The organism is Paraburkholderia sp. BGA-UO-ETr-F12 (assembly GCF_059567945.1).
In genome coordinates, this window is record NZ_JCAQOZ010000066.1 from 564,449 (window position 1) to 582,663 (window position 18,215).

An 18,215-nucleotide genomic window follows, 5' to 3' on the forward strand; every position below is an offset into this window, starting at 1 on the left:
TGCAGCCAAAGGCGGCAGTTTGACGGTGCTGTTGCGCTAAGTCGAAGAAAATACGACTGCGGCAGCGCCTTCGATTTCCGCAAAGCTGCGGAAGAATCGGTAGATTTTGCCCTCGACTTCGATCAGGTTCGCACCCGCTTGCGTCATGTCGAGCATTTCGTTGGCAAGCGATGCGGCAACCGTGCCGCAGCGCTTCAGATCTTCTCGCGTGCCTGCTGCGTCACCCAGATACAGCGTGGCGGTTTCGCTCGTGTGGCGCATTACGACCAGGGCGGCGCCCGCGTCGAGCGACAACTCGAGATATGCGGCCAACGTCCGCAACGCCTCGGACAGGGGTGCCTGCTGGTTAGTATTCGCGCCCGATGCGTTCGTCATGTCTTTCTCCAACGCGTTGAACAACTGCTGATGTTATGCGCAGGCTCATTTGCCGGCTTGCCGCATAGGTCGGCGCACGGCGCGCAGGGCTGAATCCAAAGGTCCATTCGTCACTTGCCGGCCATGTCGAGCGGCATGCGGTCAGTCCCCAAACGGGTTACCGGTGTCTTTCACTTCGGTAGCAAGATTGTATTCCGCACGCATAGCCTTCAGCACACCCTCGATGTCGCGCTCGAAGCCGGCCGCGTTGCCGAAGTGGGTCATCGTCCAGTTGCAGCCCGTCTTGTCGGCCTCTTGCAACTGCGGCCGCGGCACACGAATCTTGACACCATCCTCGACGATTTCCTGCAGTCGGTGGATTCGCCGGTTGACCTCCTGCTGAAGCTGCGAGGCATTGAGCGTCTTGCGTATCATCCAGGTCTCCTTGCGGTTGCTCGGACAAGTCTAGCGCAAGTGAGGCGTTTCGCTGAACCGCCACGGTGTTGTCCCGCGCACGCTGCGTGGGTTGCGTGAAACTTTAGCCCGTATCGAGCTGCCAAAGAAGAACTGGTCACTCGGAAATCTGGGTATGGCAAGCGTGCTGCTGGTAGATGACGACATGGAAGCCCTTGCGGCATGGGAGGCGTGCTGCATCGCAGACGGATTCGAAGTCAGAAGCGCGAGCGACGGCCAATCGGCATTGGCAATGTTCATCGACTCCCCTGTCGATATCGTGGTTGCGGACTGGCGTATGCCGGTGATGTCGGGGAGCGAACTATGCCACCGGCTACGCACGCTCCCCGGCCTGGCCGATGTTGCTTTCATACTGATTTCCGGAGAACCCAGCCCGCCCGCCTTCGTTAGTTACGATGGGTTTCTTCGCAAGCCTGTAGACGGGGTAATCTTACTGGCCACCATGCGGCGGCTGCTGGCGGATAACGTCAAGCATCGGCAATCCCAGCGCGGCGGGGCCACGTAGCCGAGAGGTTGCGAAGGCCGCCGATATGCTCGCCTGCAAGAGCCGGAAGTCGCGGATATGCCGCGCCAGACAATGCCCGCGCGGTGCGCTGCCTGCGTACCCTCGCTGTAGTCGACGGTGATCGAGGTCGCGCTGCCTATCGCGGACATTGACCGAGCACGACCCATTCGTCCCCGTCGAGGTCGACCGGCACGGCCTCCAAGGCGGCACCTTCACAGGGTCCTTCAATGCATCGGCCATCGTCGAACCTGAAGAGCGCGCTATGGTGTGCACACATCAGCACCTGTGCCCTGTAACAGGACACGATGCCAGGCTCGAAATCGAGGGGAACCGAAAAGTGCGGACAACGATTCACGTAAGCCCACACCTGCTGCCCACGCCGTACGACCACCACGGAATGCGCTGCACGGTCGCCGTCGACGACGTGCGCGCCGCCATCGGGGACGTCGACGAACCGGCACAATCGACTCACACTCATTGCTTACACCCGCCGCTCGGGATTGCCGAGGCTCCAGTCCCAAGGGCGAACTTCCACCCGCGCGAATAGACCCTCCTTCATGTAGGGGTCGTTGCCGACAAACTTCATGACGGCATCGATATCGTCTGCCTCGATCACCAGCAACGTGCCGTTCATCGCATCGCAATGCGGCGCTAACGTGGGGCCGCCGAGACGCACAAACACGCCGTGCTGCGCCGCGCTTCGCAAATAGGTTCGATGGTTCGGGCGAACCCGTTCACGGACTTCTCGCATGTCCGGTTTGTCGGTTGCGAATACGGCGAAAAAACGGGCCATGTTGTTCAGCTCCGGTCGAGGACAAAGTCGTAGCACGCTTCGCGGTACGGGCCGGCCAGGTTGAACTGCCGCGCCAAATCATCGTTCGCGGGACGTTCCCAGTATGCGACCATTAGCGAAGGTTTGACACCGAAAACCGCGTCCGACTTCAAGAATGGGTCGGCCTCGTCAAACAGATGGGTAACGAGCTTGCGATGCCCCGGCGCGTCAATCATGAAATGCAGATGCGCGGGTCGCCATGGGTGTCTGCCGGTTGCGCCGAGCATTTTGCCAACCGGACCATCGGTCGGAATGGGATAGCTGACGGGCAGGATCGTAACAATTGCGTAGCGTCCTTCGGCGTCGGTTCGATAGCGTCCTCGAAGATTGCCGTGGGGCTGCGCGGTGTCCTGACCGGAATACATGCCGTTCTCCGCCGTCTGCCAGACGTCGAGAACCGCGTCCGCTACCGGCTCCCCGTCAGTATCCAGTACGCGCCCTCGCACGACGACCGGTGTGCCGGGCGTGAGTGCCATGTTCTCGCCATACGTGCGCTCAGGCATTCCCTTGATGTAGAACGGACCAAACACGGTCGTGTCTGTCGCCCCTGTCGCATAACGGTGATTGATGGCGTCGACGAGCATCGAAACGCCGAGCGTGTCCGACAGAAGGATAAACTCCTGGCGAACCAGGTCATCACACATCTTGCCGGTCTCGGTGAGAAAGCGAATCGCGCCCATCCACTCCGCTTCAGTCGGTTCCACCTCATGCACGAACGCATGAAGGTGCCGGACCAGACTCTGCATCAAGGTGCGCAAGCGTTCGTCCGGCGTGCCTTCAAAGCTGGCAACGACCTGTTCGGTCAATCCGCTGTCGCTCTGTTGAGATTCAGTTGTCATGTCTGTCTCCACCATGTCTCCCTCCATCATGTCTTCCTCCCTCTGCCCCGCTCTTTAGACTCAACGTGGCGACCGCCCTTCCCAGGCATCCTGCAACAGTTGACGAATTGCTTCGCGCTCAACAGGACGGGGATTGGCATAGGGGTTCTTGCACGCCAGCTCAGCAGCCTCGTCGAGACCGCTTGCCGGCAAGCCGAGATCTACCAGCGCCACCGCCATCCCCAGTTTCCGATTCAACTCGAATAGCAGCCGGCCCGCCTCGGCGGCTTCGGCGCCGCCAAGCGCTCTCGCTACTTTCCGCAAGGCCTCGGGCGCCGCACGGTGGTTGTAGTGCGCCGTGTGAGGAAGCATAGCCGCATGCGTTTGCGCGTGCGGCAAATTGAATGTGCCGCCCAACGTATGGCAAAGCTTGTGATGCAGTGCCATCCCGACGGCACCAAGACATGTCCCGGCAAGCCACGCCCCATACAATGCGCGGCTCCGCATCCCCGCGTCGCCCGGCGTACGCACGATTACCGGCAACGCCTCGCCGAGAGCGCGTATCGACTCTTCCGCCATCAGGCTGGTTATCGGATTCGCATCCTCTGCATACAGCGCCTCGACGGCGTGCGCCATCGCGTTGATTCCGGATGCCGCGGAAATCTCCGCCGGCAATGAAAGCGTCAAGTTCGCGTCGTACAACACGGTACGTGGCAACACGCGCGCATCGCGTCCGGTTCGCTTCAGGCGTCCCTCTGTCAGGCCAAAGATAGGCGTCATCTCCGAGCCCGCATAGGTTGTCGGCACGGCGATAATTGGCAGTGACGACTCAAGCGCTATCGCTTTCCCCAGCCCGATCGTGGAGCCTCCTCCGATCGCGACACAACAGTCCGCCTCGAGCGCCGTCGCCATCTCACACGCCGCTCGTGCTACCTCGACGGGCACATGCATGACCGCTTGAGCACACACGCCGGCGGCACGCTCCCCAAGGATGTCTTTCACCCGGTCAGCGAGGTTACGCTGTTCAGGTGTCGACAAGATCAGCGCGCGCCGCACGCCGAGCCTCGCCAGCTCTTCGGGTAGCTGCGCGAGCGCACCGCACTCGAAAACCACGCGAGAGGGCGTGCCCTGGTAGACAAAGCGTTCCATGCAAACCTCAGCGCCTGAAATGCGGCGGCACGTTGCCGTCGACGTTGACCCATACCGAGCGTGCCTCGGTGTAGTCGCGCATCGCCTCGAAACCCATTTCCCGACCGTATCCGGACTGCCCAACGCCACCGAACGGGCTGCCTGGATTGACCCGCTTGTAGCAGTTTATCCAGCACATGCCTGCCCGGATTTGCGAGGCAGTCTTGTGCGCACGCGACAGATCGCGAGTCCATAGCCCACTCCCGAGTCCATACTCGGTACCGTTCGCGATGGAGAGAGCCTCTTCGTCGCTACTGAATCGCAGTACGGTAACGAACGGACCGAATACCTCTTCCTGCGCGATGCGGTCGTTGGCCGTCTTCGCCTCGATGACCGTTGGCCGCACGTAGTAACCGTTCGCGAGCGCGGCGTCCTGCGGTGCGCTCGCACCCGTCAGTACGCGCCCGCCCTGCTCGCGTGCAATGTCAGCGAAGGCAAGCACGCGCTCGAGGTGTTGCAGCGAGGTGAGCGGCCCCATTTCCGTATCCGGGTCGAGCGGGTTGCCAATCCGGATGGATGCAGCCAGCGCGACGAAGCGTTCGAGAAACGCATCCGCAATGCGTTCGTGCAGAATCAGCCGCGAACCGGCAATGCAGGCTTGCCCCTGGTTATGAAAGATCGCCCACGCAGCGCCGTTGATTGCGGCATCCAGGTCGGCATCGTCGAAGACGATGTTGGCGCCCTTGCCGCCCAACTCCAGCTGAATACGTTTCAGGTTGCGCTGCGAGGCTTCGACAATGCGCCGCCCCGTCGCAGTGGAACCCGTGAAAGCAATCTTGCCAACGCCCGGGTGCTCCGCAAGCCGCTGACCGGCCGTATGGCCATACCCGGGAACGATGTTCACCACGCCCGCGGGAAACCCGACCTCCGCCATGAGCTCGACGATGCGCAAAGTCGAGAGCGGCGTGATTTCCGACGGCTTAAGCACCACGGTGTTCCCCGCTGCGAGGGCGGGCCCCATTTTCCAGCTCGTGAACATGAGCGGAAAATTCCACGGCACAATCTGTCCAACGACGCCGATCGGCGCGCGCTGCACATAGTTCAGAAAGCCGGTCTCGACAGGAATAACAGAACCTTGCAGCTTGTCGGCCATGCCGCCGAAATAGCGAAAGCAGGCCGCCGTGCGTGGCACGTCAAGCCCCCGCGAGTCGCGAATCGGATGACCTGTGTCCAGCGATTCCAGTTGCGCAAGCTCCTCCGCGTTCGACTCGATAGCATCGGCGAGGCGCAACAGCAAGCGTCCGCGTTCCGCTGCCGCCATGGCGGACCATTTCGGGAATGCACGGGTGGCGGCCTCGACGGCGAGGTCGACGTCTGCCGCGTTTGCCGCTGCAATCTTCGTGATGAGCGAGCCATCGTGAGGATTGAGTACGTCGATAGTGCCGCCGTCGACGGCATCGACAAAGCGGCCGTCGATGAAGAGTTGGGTTTGCATGAATCGTCCTCGGATTGTTGCCGGTTCTCTGCTCAAAATTCAATCGGGTACGGCGCGAACTCGCCGCTCTCGTATCGCTGCGGAAGATCCGGGGTCGCGTTCTCCCAGACCAGCAGCATCGAGCGTTTTGTCGAATACCCCTGATGGCGAATGTCGGCCGGCATCGCGCAGATGTCACCGGCACGCATCGTGATGCGTGCGCGCGGCGCGCCGGTATTCTTGTCGCCCACGTCCCAGACGATCTCGTCGGACAGTTGCAGGAACCATTCGACCCGGTCGTTCCCATGGAACACCGGCAGAATGAATTCCTCGGTCGTTGGACAGAACAGGCTGCGACCGCACACGGAGGTGACGGACGGATTCCAGGTCACGTCGGAGCGCGACAGATACTTGAAGAGATTGAACGCGTGCAGCTCGCCCTCGAAGCCCGGCTCGGCGTGAACTTCGGGCTCGTCCTGTACGACATCGAGGAAGGCCCGATTGACCGGCAAGTCATCGCGCAAAGGCGAATCGCCTGCAAGGCCCGGCATTCTGCGAGTGGCGATGCGAGTCCGTTCGATCGCCGCGCCGTTGTCGCCATGTTTGCGGCCGAACGCCGTTCCGGTTTCCTCGGGCGCCGCGAACGGGTCGAAACCCTCGTTGGTCCAGTCGTGCAGCATGGCTTTGAAAGTGGCCATGATGGTCGGCGTTTCGAAGGTCTCGGTGTAGTCGACCCCGGCGTCTTTCATGATCCCGTTGAACGTGCCGGCATAGACATCGACCTTGCCGTAGTGATTGCGCGTGCCGAACACGTGGTCGAAATTCACCCAGCCATAGAAAAATCCCCACGCGACATCACGCATCATCGCGCGCAGGAATGCATCGGCGGGAACGGCGTGCGTGCGCGTCTGGCCTTTCGCCGGCCAGTTGATTTTCACAAAATACTCATCGCGTTGAAATTCGAACGCGCCGAGCGTGAAGCGCCGGTAACCGGTGACCTTATCGGGCTCGGTCGAGCGCACCGTGTCCGCGGCAAAACCGAGGGCGTGGTCGTTGGTTTCGAGGGTGGCCATAGCGTGTCTCCTAAGAATGTTCGATGCGTGGATGTCAGTGCAGGCAGACGTCTGCCCACTTCTGCACTGATAGTTCGCCCAGCATGGTCTGCACGATCGCGACGCCAGCCTGGCGCGCGCTGAACCGATACGCGCAGCCGGCCGGCAACATGGCCTGATGTCCTTTACGCAGCACCACGTGTCCCATTGCACGGCCCGCGGGTGCCTCTCCGGCGTGAATCGTCCCTTGCCCCGCGGCAGGTGGCGTGTCGAGCTTGATGAAGTCGATTTGAACCTCACCATCCATCAGAATGGCGAACTCGTCGTGCGCACAGGCGAACCATGCGGAACGGCCCTCGGTCCGCAGCACTTCGATGACGTATTCAAGGTTTTTGCCGACCACGACCTTTTCGTACGGGGTCGACTGCGAAGCCACCTCGAAGATGTTCGAGAAGGCATAGTGGCGAGCGCTTCCGCTCGTGATTTCGATTTCGCCCTTGCGGTAGCTCTCGAGCGAGCCAAAGACGGTGTGGAACGCCGTATCGGTCATTGCTGTCTCCTGTTGTTGGAAGCTTGCGTTAGCTTCAACTTTAGGAGCCGGCGGCGACGGCAACAACCTGCTGGACGACGACTATGGCATTTGCGCTTCGCGAATAATCGGCTTCGTTCCTTCGTTAGCAGACCCAGCCGCGCTCAAGCAAAGGCAGGTCCCAGGCAGGTTCGGGGCCGAGATACTCCACGAGAAACTCCACTAGCGCCTTGACCTTTAGGGCCTGTCGCTGCGTGGCGGGATAGACCGCTGCGAAGCTCAGAGGCGACAGCTGGTACTCCGTCAGGATCGGCACCAGAGAGCCGTCGAGGAGCGAAGCGCTGGCGACCAGCGTCGGCAGGCACACGACCCCGCCGCCAGTCAGCGCGTAATCGCGAAGCAGATGAACCGAGTTTGAGCGGATCATGCCCGGCAGCTCCATCTCGACAACCTCTTCTCCGCGGGTTAGCGTCCAGCGGTTGCGTGAGGGGTATCCCGAGTAGAGCGCCGTTGTGTGCTGCAACAAGTCCCGTGGGTGCTGCGGCGCACCATGTTCGGCGATGTACGCCGGGGCGGCGCAGAACAGACGGCGCACGGTGAAAAGGCGCCGCTCGATGAGCGATTCCGAAATCGCGGGGAATATCTGGAATGCGATGTCAAACCCTTCTTCAATCGGGTCGACAACGCGGTCGTTGACTATCACGTCAAGCTGGATGCCGGGGTAACGCCGGTTGAACTCAGCCATCGGGATACCAAAATGACCCAGCGCGAATCCCGGCAGCATCTGGATGCGAAGGCGGCCGGTAGGCGTTGCACGAAGCTCGCGCATCTGGTCGGTTAGCTCATTGACCCGACCCACTACCTCGGCACACTCGCGATAGAAGGCCTCCCCCACCTCCGACAGACGCACGTGGCGCGTGCTTCGGTGAAAGAGAGGCGCATTGACGAATTTCTCCAGTTGCTGAATACGGTTCGTCACCACTGAACTGGTCACGCCAAGCTGCCTCGCCGCCTCAGCGAAGCTGCTCGCTTCCGCGACCCGCACGAACGCTTCGATGCTCAGAAACCGGTCCATACGCACCCTTCCATCGTCAGCAAATGCGTCAGTGTATATGGACGGAGGACCCGCTGTGCATCACGTGGAACGTTGTGGCTTCATCAATAATCCTACCTCTCGGGCACGCGTATCGAGACACCCCTCTCAGGTCCTTTCCAGCTCCGCACGCACGGGCTGACGGCGCTGCAGGACGGCGGGCGCGGTCTCCTTGAGCAGCACGCTGACCACGATGCCCAGCACTACGGCGCACATCGGCAACCAGAGAATGTTCTGAATCCCGAAGTGAGCTGCCACGTAGCCGCCCAGGGCGGGCGCGATGCCGCCGCCGAAAATTTCACCTACACCGACCACGACACCGATCGACGTCGACACGAGCCCCACCGGAGCGGCCTCAGTCGCGACCGGCCCGGAGAGTAACGACACCAGACCCAGCGTGAAGAAGGAAGCCGCGAACAGGACGGCAAACAGCGGCAGCGGTTGGGGACCGAGACCGCGGAAGATGTAGAGCATCGCGGCGGTCCCCGCAAAACCCGCGATGCTCGCGAGGCGGCGTCCAACAATGTCAGACAGGCCTGGCAAGCCAAACTGACCGAGAAACCCGCCGAAGCCAATGGCGGAGACGACGAGTCCCATCCGCTGCGTGTCGAGCAGAAGATATCCGGTGAGATACAAAGGCAGTAGCGCGCCAAGGACAAAGACGCCCGTCATCGCGCAGCAGAGTGCGCCCATCGCCACGAGAATGTTCCTGCTCTTCAGGACGTGACGGAGCGAAGCCGGAGTTTCCTCGGCGGCGACCTTCGGCGTTACCCTCGGTTCGCGAATCACATAGAACATGATCAGACCGAGTATCAGCCCCGGGATGGCCACGAGAGCGAACACCCACCGCCATGTGACGAAGCCCAGCAACTGCGTCGCGATGATGGGCGCAAGCGCCAATCCGAAAAGCGCGAACCCGCTTTGCTGGAGGCCGAGATTCAAACCGCGTCTGCGTGGGTGCGATGCATCGGCAGTGGCCGCGAAACTCGTGGGGCAGAAGGAACCTTCGGCGACCCCCATCAAGCCGCGAATCGCTATCAGGCTGAACAACCCGCCAGCGAGCCCCGAGAAGCCGGAGAGGAGCGAGAACGCGAGGATTGCCGGGATGAGTACCTTCCGGCGCCCTATCTTGTCCGAGATGCCGCCCATCAATGCGGCGAAGACACCCCACGAAAGACCAAGCACGCCAATGCAGTTACCGACGTCCTGGGCATTCAGATTGAGGTCCTTCATGATGGATGGAAAAAGTGGCGCGATAAGCCAGCGGTCCAGTCCAACCAGGCCGAAGCCGAGCGCGAGTAGCGTGACCGCTTTCCATTCGTAGGAAGTATCCCACTTGTCTGCATTCATTTCCGTCTCCGTTGACGTTGGCTCACCTGTGCGCGCCGAAGCGTTAGCGCACGGTCCAACTCCAATCTTTTTGTGCGACCTCGGTCGCGAAGGATGGGGGCATCGCTTTGATTCGCGACATTCTTTCGAATGTCACCCGGCGACGCCCCAAAGATAGGTGCAAGAAGCACAACTCGGTATTGGGGAACGGGCGAACGCCTCATTCGCGAAAGACGAATAATCAGCGTCGGCAAGCGGGAAGCGTCTACGGGAAAGCGCAGCGCGATATGGAAGGCAAGGGAACCACGCGGTATGGGCAGTCCCAGGGGATTCCCTCGTAGACGCGCGCGCGGCTGCCGTCTGCAACGACACGGCAGGTACTGACAACCATCGTGATCCTCACAGCGCGATCGGCCGCCGGCGCGGCGGCCATCGCAAACCGTCGTGTGACGCCAGCGAGCGCGCCGGCCGGCGACAGGCTATCTCCAACGCCCGTCGATGACGGACCGTGGCGCCTCCCCGCGCTCCTGTGCGAGCGACGGATAGTCGGTATATCCTCGCTCGCCGCCTCCATAGAACGTGGACGGATCCGGCGAATTGAGCGGAGCGTGCGACCGGAAGCGTTCCGGCAGGTCGGGATTGGCGATGAACAGGCGTCCGAAGGCGATCAGGTCCGCGTTGCCGTCCTCGAGCCATCTTTCGGCACTGCCGGCGTCGAAGCCCCCCGCGACCATCAGCACACCGCGATAAGTGCGCCGTATCATCTCGTTCATGCGTGTCGCGCGCTCCATGAAAGCGACATCCTCACCGGTCGCCGCGAGCGTGGGATTGACGATGTGCAAATAAGCCAGCCCGTATTGGTTGAGCTTCTCGATGACGTAAGAAAAGGTCGCCTCGGCATCGTCGTCATGCATGTCGTTGAAGGTGCCGAGAGGCGAGAGCCGTACGCCGACCTTTTCCGGCCCCCACACTTCGCAAACCGTTTCGATCACCTCGAACAGCAGCTTGGCCCGACGCTCGCTCGATCCGCCGTATTCGTCCGTGCGGCGGTTCGTGCCGGACAACAGAAACTGATCGAGCAGATACCCGTTTGCTCCGTGCACTTCGACGCCGTCCATACCGGCAGCCTTCGCGTTTCGCGCACCCCGGAAGTATTGGCGCACGAGATACGGCATCTCTTCACCCTGCAGCGCACGAGGCGCGATGCAGGGCGCGAGGACGCCTTCGCCGCGCTCGTTCTCGATGAAGGCCTCCGCTTCTGGCCGGATCGCGGACGGCGCAACGGGCAGCATTTCGTCGGGTTGCAAGGAGGGATGCGATATACGTCCGACGTGCCATAGCTGCATGAACATCAAGCCACCCGCCTCGTGCACGGTGTCCGCCACGAGCCGCCAGCCCTGGACCTGCTCGCGACTATGAATTCCAGGCGTCCATGCGTAGCCCTGCCCTTGCATCGACACCTGCGTCGCCTCGCTGATGATGAGCGCGGCCGCTGCGCGCTGCGCGTAATAGCAGGCGTTGAGCTGCGACGGTATGTTGCCTGGCTGGCTCGCACGCGAACGCGTCAGCGGCGCCATCACGACACGATGACGCAGGTTGTACGGTCCCACCTTCAGGGGTTCGAAGAGCTTGCGCAGCGGGCTTTGTTCCTCGTGCTGCCCGGCTTCCCCGGGCGCGATTTCCGTATCAGGCATAAATTCCCTCCTTATGGTTTCGACCGGGACCGAAAAGCATCGCATAGCCGCTTAGCCGCGTCGGTGTCGATCGCATCGGCAGAATCCCGGTTTCCGCCCAGTCTAGCCAAGACCCGGTTGCGCTTCTTTCCGGTTTCTGCCCGGACATGTCAGGATCCTGCGCTCACCCGGCGCATCGCTCCATCGGCTTCGATGCGGCCCGTCATGCCCTTGGCTCCGGGATTCGTCAAACGGGGGCAAAGTCAAAGTGTCGGAATCATTGTTCTGATCAACCCCCGGCAGTATCAACTTCGCGATACTCGTATCGCTCTGATCTGATCGCGTGCGCGCCAGTCCCGCGGTCATTGTTTTGCTCGCAGTTTCGCCAAATGAATCAGCTACCGACGTTCCGGTGGGCAAGCCGGAATGCGCGCGGCGTCGCACCGGTGTACCGATGAAACACTTCGGTGAAGTGCTGCTGGGTCTGAAACCCCGCGCGTGCGCCAACGTCGACGAGCGGAATGGTCTCCTCGCACAACATCGTCCTCGCAAATTTCACCCGTTCGAGGGTCACGTACAGATGGGGCGGCGTACCTGTCGCCGTTTTGAAAACACGCGCGAAGTTTGATGCACTCATGTGCACCAGCACTGCGAGTTGCTCGACCAGAATGGTTTCGGCTATGTGCTCATGAACGAAAGCTTCAATGCGAGTCAGCAGTTGACGCGTAAGAGGCATGTCCGGCTCGGCCGCACCAGCACAGTGCCCGCGGCGCAGAGCGATGTGCACCGAGATGACATCTGCAAAAGCGTCGGCGCAGGCCGCGTCGATCAGATCCGCATGATGCAAGGCAGCCAGGGTGTCCGCCGCCTCGCGCAGGAATGGATCCCAGGACCTGGACCATTTCGGGACCGCGTCAAACGCTTCTTGCGAGACTTGCCCAAGTACGCCCGCTTTGAGTGCGATAACCCATCCTGAGGGATCGCCGTCAGCGACTGTGGCCAACTGCGCCCCCGCCGGAATAACTGCGACGAATGGTGCACCTATCAGGATGACATGACTCGTTCCGAGGTCGTCGCAGCCCGCAGCCTGCACAACGGTGCCACCTGTCGGCATGACGAGCCGAAGTCCCTGCACCAGATGCAGGCCGCCATCGGCGACAGCAGCGTTCATTGCCTGGCAGCGTAACCCGTGTTTCGGGGTCGATCCTGTTTCTTGCTTCATGGTGAGCAGAGGTTTCCTCGTCTCGTCGCATGCCTAAGTTTACGTCGAATTCAGGGCTGCTTAAGGCGGATTCGTAATATGGGCCCAGGCAATTCCGACCACGTTGACGGCGTTGCTGCCAAGCTAAATTGCCGGACAACCTGGGGCGACGCTCGACACGCTATTAGCCGGGACTCAACGCAACCCAGGGTTCCTGAAGGCTTTCTGCAAGCTGACGCTTACGCCGGATATTGCGCAGCGTCAGCAAGCAGTCAGGTTCGTCGTATGCACCGCACTCGTGTCCGCGATCCGGGAACATCGACTGGACGTTGCTGCGGTAAAGCTTCGCGCTCGAATGGAGCCTGCCGATCATCGCGATCACGACCCGGTATGCGGGCTCAGAGATGAATTGCCGCTTCAACCTGTCGCACGCGACGTGCGTTGCACCGGCGCTGGTTAAGAACGTCGCCCGAAGAGCAGGCGGCAAGCGTGCGACATGAAGAATAGTCACGCGCGGTGGCGCACTAAACGGCGCTGCCCGTGGAGTGAACGTGCCGCGCGTCAAATGCATCGATCACGGACGATCGAGGACAGATATCAGTGATGCTCGCTGTAGTCGGACCTCGGCTTAGGTGTCGCGCGCACCTTTGTGTATTGAAACTCGGGCAGCGCCTTGATCGCATCTTTCGTCGCACCGGCAAGCACCAGTTTGCCCTCGGAAAAATCGAGCTGCTCGATCGGGATGGCCACGTCGTGATGTGACACCCCCAAAAACTGATTTGCGGCGACGATTGCAAACGATACCGATCGGTCCGGTGCCACGATAATGTCATGAATGACGCCGACACGTTCACCCTTCTCGTTGAAGACCGGCTTGTCCATGATCGACTTTCTCACGCTCCAGCCCGCCACGATCGCGGCCGACTCTTCCACGCTGACACCAAGCGGCTGGGCGCCGGCCACCTGGGCGCGCGCGTCTGGAGCAAGTGCGAGCGACGACGCAAGCAAGCATACAAGCAGATTCGCTTTCATGAGATTCCCTTCGTTCTGACGTTGACGGTACGACACCGGGCCAGCAATGATCGGGCTAACGCCAGACCGTGCGCGGCGTAAATTCATGTTAGAACGCCTCACGGCGAGGCGCTATAAAAAAGCGGCGATGGATCGGGTTATTTTGATGCGTCTGGAATGCCAGTCTGGATGCCATTCAGCACGCGCACTGAATGAACGCAGAATCGCGAAACGCATGGCAGAAACGCGAAAGAATCGCAGATGCGTAGTGCCTAGACTATAGCTGATCACCTGACGGTACAGCTTGGAGTCCCACATGGATGAACTGCTTGGACGCGCTTGGTGGATGCTCATTCTGCGCGGCACGGTTGCGCTGCTGTTCGGCATTCTGGCGCTATTCTGGCCTGGTCTCACTCTGCTACTGCTTATCACCCTCTTCAGCGCCTACGCAATCGCCGGCGGCATTGTCGCGATCGGTGCGGCCATCCGCTACCGCGCAACGCACGGCGGCTGGTGGGTGCCCTTGCTGCTCGGGATCTGCAGCATCGGCGCCGGTGCGATAGCCATCCTGGTGCCGGGCATTACCGCGCTCGTGCTGGTCGCCGTGATCGGCGCAAACGCGATTCTCACCGGCGTTTTCGATCTGATCGCAGCAACGCGGCTGCACAGGCGCCTGCGCAATGCGTGGATGCTGGTGCTGACCGGAGTGCTGTCCGTCATGTTCGGTATTTTCGTGCTGCTCTTTCCGGGCGCCGGCGCATTAGCGCTCGTGTGGCTGATCGGCGTGTACGCGTTGTTCACGGGAGCACTGCTGTTCGTACTCGGCATCACTGCGCGTGCCTGGCACCACGGCGGCCCGATCGACGAGCCACACGCGCCGCTGCATCCGTAAGCACACCGCTCACGGGCACTCGCGGGTTACAGGATCAAGCCCGCGGCCAGACCCGCGCCGCTCGCATCCGGAGGTCGAATGGACCACCCGTCAACTCAAGTGGTCAAACCTCAGGTCTGGCACTGGCGTATCTCACGTAAGGAGAATCACATGCCTCTGGATCTCGACAAATGGAATCCGTTCCGGTTCTTACGCTCGCACCCCGCGCAACAAAGCGCATCCAGCCGCGCCGATGCGTCGCGCACCGGTCAGCAAAACGCCCCGAAAAACGGGCAGCCGTCGGGCGGCACGCAAACGGGTAACGGGGCACCGATGGCGGCGGCTGCACCGGTACCCCTTGCGCCCGCCAGTTGGCCGCTACCTGATCCGATTCATCTGTTCGCCGAATTGATCCGCGATCCGTTCGGCGGCCGCGGGCCACTTGGAAGCTGGTTCGGCGACTTCAGCGCGAGCGAGTTTCAACCGCGAATCGACGTCACGGACGAAGGTGATGCGCTGCGTATCGTCGCCGAATTGCCGGGCATGACCCGCGACGACATCGAACTCGAAGTGATTGACGACATGCTGATCGTCAGCGGCGACAAGCGCTTCGAATCGACCAGCGAAGAACAGGGATGCTATCGGGTCGAGCGGTCGTTTGGACACTTTCAGCGCGCGGTGCCGCTGCCCGCGGGCATCGATCTCGACCGGGCAGAAGCCAGATTTGAAAACGGCATGCTGACGCTGCGCGTGCCCAAAGCGGCCGGAGAACCGTCAGCGAAGCGGCGCATCGAGATCAAATAGCACCGTCCTAACTCCGCGCTCGAGCCTACCGTGAAACAACTCGTCCGCTTCCGCAGTCCGGGTGATTAGGCTCACGCCGCAAGCGGACGTTATGCCACGTTTCGAGTGCAGCGAGCCCAGCGCGCAAACACGGCGACCTCGGCATAAGCAGCGGAACAGATATTTCCACCCACCCATTACCCGCCCCGGGAAGCAATGCCCTCGCGGACGAAAAGGAGTTCATCATGGCCGAGTGCAGTGTTTGTGGAAGGCCCGCAACCTCGCAGATCACGATCACCGAAAACGGCCAACGCCGTCAGCTCATGCTGTGCGATGAGCACTACATGGAGTTCATGGCGCGCAATCAGCGCCGCCTGTCGCCGCTCGAGTCCCTCTTTCACGGGGGACTGTTCGACAGTCTGTTCGATGACATGTGGCCACAGATGGAAAGCGGCCGCGGCAGCCGGTCACGCATCGGACGCACGCCTGGACAACCAGGCGGCGCGAGTCAGGGCACAGGCGCCGGTAACGGGCAAATGGGCGAATCAGCGGGCGGACAGCCAGGCGGCCGCCCACGCCGGCATCGCCGGGCCCGTGAAGCGGTGGACCTGCAGACGTACCTGAGCCAGAGCGGTCTGGACCGCCTGCAGGCCGCGGCGCAGGCAGCGGTCGAATATGGCAAGAACGAAGTCGATACGGAACACCTGTTGCTAGCGCTCACCGATAACAACGTGGTGCAGGAAATCCTGCGTGAATTCAAGCTCGATCCCGAAGAGATCAGGAAAACCATCGATCAGACCGCGCCGCGCGGCACCCGCAAGGGGCCGGCTGACAACGAGCAGATCGGCGTGTCGCCACGCGCCAAGAGTACGCTGGAAAATGCGTTGAAGTCGTCGCTCGAACTGGGTCACAGCTATGTCGGACCAGAGCACATTCTGATTGGGCTCGTCGAGGAAGAAGACGGCTTTGCCGGCGAATTGCTGCGCAAGCTCGGACTGTCGCCGCAATCGCTGCGGCAAAAGGCCGTCAAGGTGGTCGGCAAGGGCGCCGAAGACGGCAAGATGGAGGACCGCTCCACCACGCCCACGCTCGATAAGTACGCGCGCGATCTCAGCGCGCTTGCGCGTCAAAGCAAGCTCGACCCGGTGATCGGCCGTGACAGGGAAATCGAAACCACCATTGAAGTGCTCGCGCGGCGGCGCAAGAACAATCCGGTGCTGATTGGCGAACCCGGTGTCGGCAAGACCGCTATCGTCGAGGGCCTCGCGCAACGCATTGCTCAGGACCAGGTGCCGGAAGTGCTGCGCGGCAAGCGCGTGGTCGAACTGAATATCAATAGCGTCGTGGCAGGTGCGAAGTATCGTGGCGAGTTCGAGGAACGCGTCAAGCAGGTGCTGGATGAGATCATCGAAAACCAGGACCGTCTGGTGGTGTTCATCGATGAACTGCATACGATTGTCGGCGCAGGCCAGGGCGGCGGCGAAGGCGGCCTCGATATCGGCAATGTCTTCAAGCCCGCGCTCGCTCGCGGTGAACTGCACCTCGTGGGTGCGACCACGTTGAACGAATACCAGAAGTACATTGAAAAAGACTCGGCATTGGAGCGGCGTTTTCAGCCCGTCATGGTGCCTGAACCCAGCGTCGAGGAAACGATCGAGATTCTGCGTGGCCTGCGTGACCGGCTGGAAGCGCATCACAAGGTGAAAATCAGTGAAGAGGCGATCGCTGCCGCGGCAAGACTATCGGACCGCTACATCGCCGCGCGTTTTTTACCCGATAAGGCAATCGACTTGCTCGATCAGGCCGCCGCCCGCGTGCGCATTTCATCGAATTCGCGTCCGCAGCCATTGCACGACATCGAGGCGAGCATCCGCCGCATCAGGCAGGAACAGGACTCAGCCAGCGCTGCAAAGCAATTCGATAAAGCCAAGGAGCTGGAAGAGCGGCTCGTCGCGGAACAGAAACGGTTGCATGAAACGACTGAAACGTGGAAGAAGGAACGCGGCACCCACTCGCAGGAAGTGACGGCGGAAGATATTGCGCAGATCGTTTCGTCGCTCACGGGCGTACCGGTATCCGAACTGACTGCCGAAGACCGGGAAAAACTGTTGCGGCTGGAAGACCGCCTGAAGGAGCGCGTGGTCGGCCAGGATGCGGCCGTCTCCGCGGTCGCCAAAGCGGTGCGGCTTTCGCGCGCCGGTTTGACGGAGGCCGGCAAGCCGACCGCGAGTTTCCTCTTTCTGGGACCTACGGGTGTGGGGAAAACCGAACTCGCGAAGGCGCTGGCCGCTTCGGTGTTCGGCGACGAAAACGCGCTGGTACGCATCGACATGAGCGAGTATTCCGAGCGTCATACGGTGGCGCGGCTGGTTGGCGCGCCACCCGGATATGTCGGCTACGAAGAAGGCGGACAACTCACCGAGCGCGTGCGGCGCAGGCCATATTGCGTGGTGCTGCTCGACGAAATCGAAAAGGCGCACTCGGAAGTGCACAACCTCTTGCTGCAGCTGTTCGACGAAGGGCGGCTCACCGACGGCAAGGGGCGCCTGGTGGATTTCACCAATACGATCATCATCGCGACCAGCAACATCGGCTCACAACTGATCCAGGACAACATGAAAGCCGACTCGAAGCAGCTCGACTATCCTGAGTTGCGCGACCGGTTGATGGAGATCCTGCGGCACCATTTCAGGCCGGAGTTTCTCAATCGCGTCGACGAGGTGGTCGTGTTTCGTGCGCTCGGCAAGGAGCAGATTCGCACCATCGTCGATCTGCAACTTGCGCGCGTACGGCGTACGGCGCTGGCCCAAGGCATTGACCTTTCGTTCGACGACGGGTTGCGCGATCACCTGGCGCAGATCGGCTATGACCCCGAGTTCGGCGCGCGGATGCTCAAGCGCAAGATCCGCCTCGAAGTGGAATCGCAACTCGCCGACGCGCTGTTGGGAGGCGACGTGCGCGACGGCGACAAGGTCACAATGACCTACGACCCGGGTACGCACTCTGTGCGCGTGCAGAAAGGAGCATCGCTGACAACAGAGGCGCCCAGCGAGGCATCGGAGCCGGCGCATGCGTGACGCCGGCATGG

The 18,215-nt window shown here is 61.5% G+C and carries 19 protein-coding genes; 4 read left to right on the top strand and 15 right to left on the bottom strand.

Features of this window, described 5'->3' with window-relative positions; all coding sequences use genetic code 11:
- Positions 1–36: 36 nt before the first annotated feature.
- Complete coding sequence (locus AC57B6_RS36095; RefSeq protein ID WP_025495895.1) at positions 37–375, bottom strand: hypothetical protein; 339 nt, start codon at positions 373–375, stop codon at positions 37–39.
- A 141-nt stretch (positions 376–516) separates the two neighbouring features.
- Positions 517–789, bottom strand: a complete 273-nt coding sequence (locus AC57B6_RS36100) for a hypothetical protein (protein ID WP_030102617.1) — start codon at positions 787–789, stop codon at positions 517–519.
- Between the two features lie 154 nt (positions 790–943).
- Between AC57B6_RS36100 and AC57B6_RS36105 the strand changes: the two genes are divergently transcribed.
- Complete coding sequence (locus tag AC57B6_RS36105) at positions 944–1,333, top strand: response regulator (protein ID WP_496423115.1); 390 nt, start codon at positions 944–946, stop codon at positions 1,331–1,333.
- Between the two features lie 136 nt (positions 1,334–1,469).
- Here AC57B6_RS36105 and AC57B6_RS36110 read toward each other — a convergent pair whose 3' ends face one another.
- The 13 genes from AC57B6_RS36110 to AC57B6_RS36170 form a co-directional block, all read right to left on the bottom strand.
- Positions 1,470–1,811 carry a Rieske (2Fe-2S) protein gene (locus AC57B6_RS36110; RefSeq protein ID WP_496423116.1) on the bottom strand — a complete coding sequence of 114 codons (342 nt, stop codon included), beginning with the start codon at positions 1,809–1,811 and terminating at the stop codon, positions 1,470–1,472.
- 3 nt (positions 1,812–1,814) lie between these two features.
- Complete coding sequence (locus AC57B6_RS36115) at positions 1,815–2,126, bottom strand: YciI family protein (RefSeq protein ID WP_025495899.1); 312 nt, start codon at positions 2,124–2,126, stop codon at positions 1,815–1,817.
- 5 nt (positions 2,127–2,131) lie between these two features.
- On the bottom strand, positions 2,132–3,004 hold the full coding sequence (locus AC57B6_RS36120; protein WP_496423157.1) for an intradiol ring-cleavage dioxygenase: 873 nt from the start codon (positions 3,002–3,004) through the stop codon (positions 2,132–2,134).
- 60 nt (positions 3,005–3,064) lie between these two features.
- Positions 3,065–4,132, bottom strand: a complete 1,068-nt coding sequence (locus AC57B6_RS36125; RefSeq protein WP_496423117.1) for a maleylacetate reductase — start codon at positions 4,130–4,132, stop codon at positions 3,065–3,067.
- A 7-nt stretch (positions 4,133–4,139) separates the two neighbouring features.
- Complete coding sequence (locus AC57B6_RS36130; protein WP_496423118.1) at positions 4,140–5,606, bottom strand: aldehyde dehydrogenase family protein; 1,467 nt, start codon at positions 5,604–5,606, stop codon at positions 4,140–4,142.
- A gap of 32 nt (positions 5,607–5,638) precedes the next feature.
- Positions 5,639–6,658: a hydroxyquinol 1,2-dioxygenase gene (locus AC57B6_RS36135; RefSeq protein WP_496423119.1), complete on the bottom strand. Its 1,020-nt coding sequence runs from the start codon at positions 6,656–6,658 to the stop codon at positions 5,639–5,641.
- Positions 6,659–6,692: 34 nt separating this feature from the next.
- Entirely contained in the window at positions 6,693–7,187 is a 495-nt protein-coding gene (locus tag AC57B6_RS36140; protein WP_046565812.1) for a cupin domain-containing protein, read from the bottom strand.
- Between the two features lie 124 nt (positions 7,188–7,311).
- Entirely contained in the window at positions 7,312–8,241 is a 930-nt protein-coding gene (locus AC57B6_RS36145) for a LysR family transcriptional regulator (RefSeq protein ID WP_030102610.1), read from the bottom strand.
- 126 nt (positions 8,242–8,367) lie between these two features.
- Positions 8,368–9,609 (bottom strand): MFS transporter, encoded by a 1,242-nt coding sequence (locus AC57B6_RS36150; RefSeq protein ID WP_030102609.1) that lies wholly within the window; start codon positions 9,607–9,609, stop codon positions 8,368–8,370.
- A 458-nt stretch (positions 9,610–10,067) separates the two neighbouring features.
- On the bottom strand, positions 10,068–11,282 hold the full coding sequence (locus AC57B6_RS36155) for an alkene reductase (RefSeq protein WP_025495877.1): 1,215 nt from the start codon (positions 11,280–11,282) through the stop codon (positions 10,068–10,070).
- 373 nt (positions 11,283–11,655) lie between these two features.
- Positions 11,656–12,483 (bottom strand): AraC family transcriptional regulator, encoded by an 828-nt coding sequence (locus tag AC57B6_RS36160; RefSeq protein WP_030102608.1) that lies wholly within the window; start codon positions 12,481–12,483, stop codon positions 11,656–11,658.
- 163 nt (positions 12,484–12,646) lie between these two features.
- On the bottom strand, positions 12,647–12,844 hold the full coding sequence (locus tag AC57B6_RS36165; protein ID WP_127837912.1) for a hypothetical protein: 198 nt from the start codon (positions 12,842–12,844) through the stop codon (positions 12,647–12,649).
- A gap of 215 nt (positions 12,845–13,059) precedes the next feature.
- On the bottom strand, positions 13,060–13,494 hold the full coding sequence (locus tag AC57B6_RS36170; RefSeq protein WP_496423120.1) for a PRC-barrel domain-containing protein: 435 nt from the start codon (positions 13,492–13,494) through the stop codon (positions 13,060–13,062).
- A gap of 295 nt (positions 13,495–13,789) precedes the next feature.
- Between AC57B6_RS36170 and AC57B6_RS36175 the strand changes: the two genes are divergently transcribed.
- From AC57B6_RS36175 to AC57B6_RS36185, 3 genes are all read left to right on the top strand, one after another.
- Positions 13,790–14,365: an HdeD family acid-resistance protein gene (locus AC57B6_RS36175; protein ID WP_025495873.1), complete on the top strand. Its 576-nt coding sequence runs from the start codon at positions 13,790–13,792 to the stop codon at positions 14,363–14,365.
- A 150-nt stretch (positions 14,366–14,515) separates the two neighbouring features.
- Positions 14,516–15,148 (top strand): Hsp20/alpha crystallin family protein, encoded by a 633-nt coding sequence (locus AC57B6_RS36180; protein ID WP_025495872.1) that lies wholly within the window; start codon positions 14,516–14,518, stop codon positions 15,146–15,148.
- 224 nt (positions 15,149–15,372) lie between these two features.
- Positions 15,373–18,204, top strand: a complete 2,832-nt coding sequence (locus AC57B6_RS36185; RefSeq protein ID WP_496423121.1) for an ATP-dependent Clp protease ATP-binding subunit — start codon at positions 15,373–15,375, stop codon at positions 18,202–18,204.
- Positions 18,205–18,215 lie beyond the last annotated feature (11 nt).

Excerpts from the sequence above, each read along its gene's own strand:
- AC57B6_RS36160 (WP_030102608.1), bottom strand. The coding sequence starts at position 12,483 with ATGAAGCAAGAAACAGGATCGACCCCGAAACACGGGTTACGCTGCCAG.
- AC57B6_RS36115 (WP_025495899.1), bottom strand. The coding sequence starts at position 2,126 with ATGGCCCGTTTTTTCGCCGTATTCGCAACCGACAAACCGGACATGCGA.
- AC57B6_RS36125 (WP_496423117.1), bottom strand. The coding sequence starts at position 4,132 with ATGGAACGCTTTGTCTACCAGGGCACGCCCTCTCGCGTGGTTTTCGAG.
- AC57B6_RS36170 (WP_496423120.1), bottom strand. The coding sequence starts at position 13,494 with ATGAAAGCGAATCTGCTTGTATGCTTGCTTGCGTCGTCGCTCGCACTT.
- AC57B6_RS36130 (WP_496423118.1), bottom strand. The coding sequence starts at position 5,606 with ATGCAAACCCAACTCTTCATCGACGGCCGCTTTGTCGATGCCGTCGAC.
- AC57B6_RS36185 (WP_496423121.1), top strand. The coding sequence starts at position 15,373 with ATGGCCGAGTGCAGTGTTTGTGGAAGGCCCGCAACCTCGCAGATCACG.
- AC57B6_RS36095 (WP_025495895.1), bottom strand. The coding sequence starts at position 375 with ATGACGAACGCATCGGGCGCGAATACTAACCAGCAGGCACCCCTGTCC.
- AC57B6_RS36155 (WP_025495877.1), bottom strand. The coding sequence starts at position 11,282 with ATGCCTGATACGGAAATCGCGCCCGGGGAAGCCGGGCAGCACGAGGAA.
- AC57B6_RS36105 (WP_496423115.1), top strand. The coding sequence starts at position 944 with ATGGCAAGCGTGCTGCTGGTAGATGACGACATGGAAGCCCTTGCGGCA.
- AC57B6_RS36145 (WP_030102610.1), bottom strand. The coding sequence starts at position 8,241 with ATGGACCGGTTTCTGAGCATCGAAGCGTTCGTGCGGGTCGCGGAAGCG.
- AC57B6_RS36180 (WP_025495872.1), top strand. The coding sequence starts at position 14,516 with ATGCCTCTGGATCTCGACAAATGGAATCCGTTCCGGTTCTTACGCTCG.
- AC57B6_RS36175 (WP_025495873.1), top strand. The coding sequence starts at position 13,790 with ATGGATGAACTGCTTGGACGCGCTTGGTGGATGCTCATTCTGCGCGGC.
- AC57B6_RS36135 (WP_496423119.1), bottom strand. The coding sequence starts at position 6,658 with ATGGCCACCCTCGAAACCAACGACCACGCCCTCGGTTTTGCCGCGGAC.
- AC57B6_RS36110 (WP_496423116.1), bottom strand. The coding sequence starts at position 1,811 with ATGAGTGTGAGTCGATTGTGCCGGTTCGTCGACGTCCCCGATGGCGGC.
- AC57B6_RS36140 (WP_046565812.1), bottom strand. The coding sequence starts at position 7,187 with ATGACCGATACGGCGTTCCACACCGTCTTTGGCTCGCTCGAGAGCTAC.
- AC57B6_RS36100 (WP_030102617.1), bottom strand. The coding sequence starts at position 789 with ATGATACGCAAGACGCTCAATGCCTCGCAGCTTCAGCAGGAGGTCAAC.
- AC57B6_RS36120 (WP_496423157.1), bottom strand. The coding sequence starts at position 3,004 with ATGACAACTGAATCTCAACAGAGCGACAGCGGATTGACCGAACAGGTC.
- AC57B6_RS36150 (WP_030102609.1), bottom strand. The coding sequence starts at position 9,609 with ATGAATGCAGACAAGTGGGATACTTCCTACGAATGGAAAGCGGTCACG.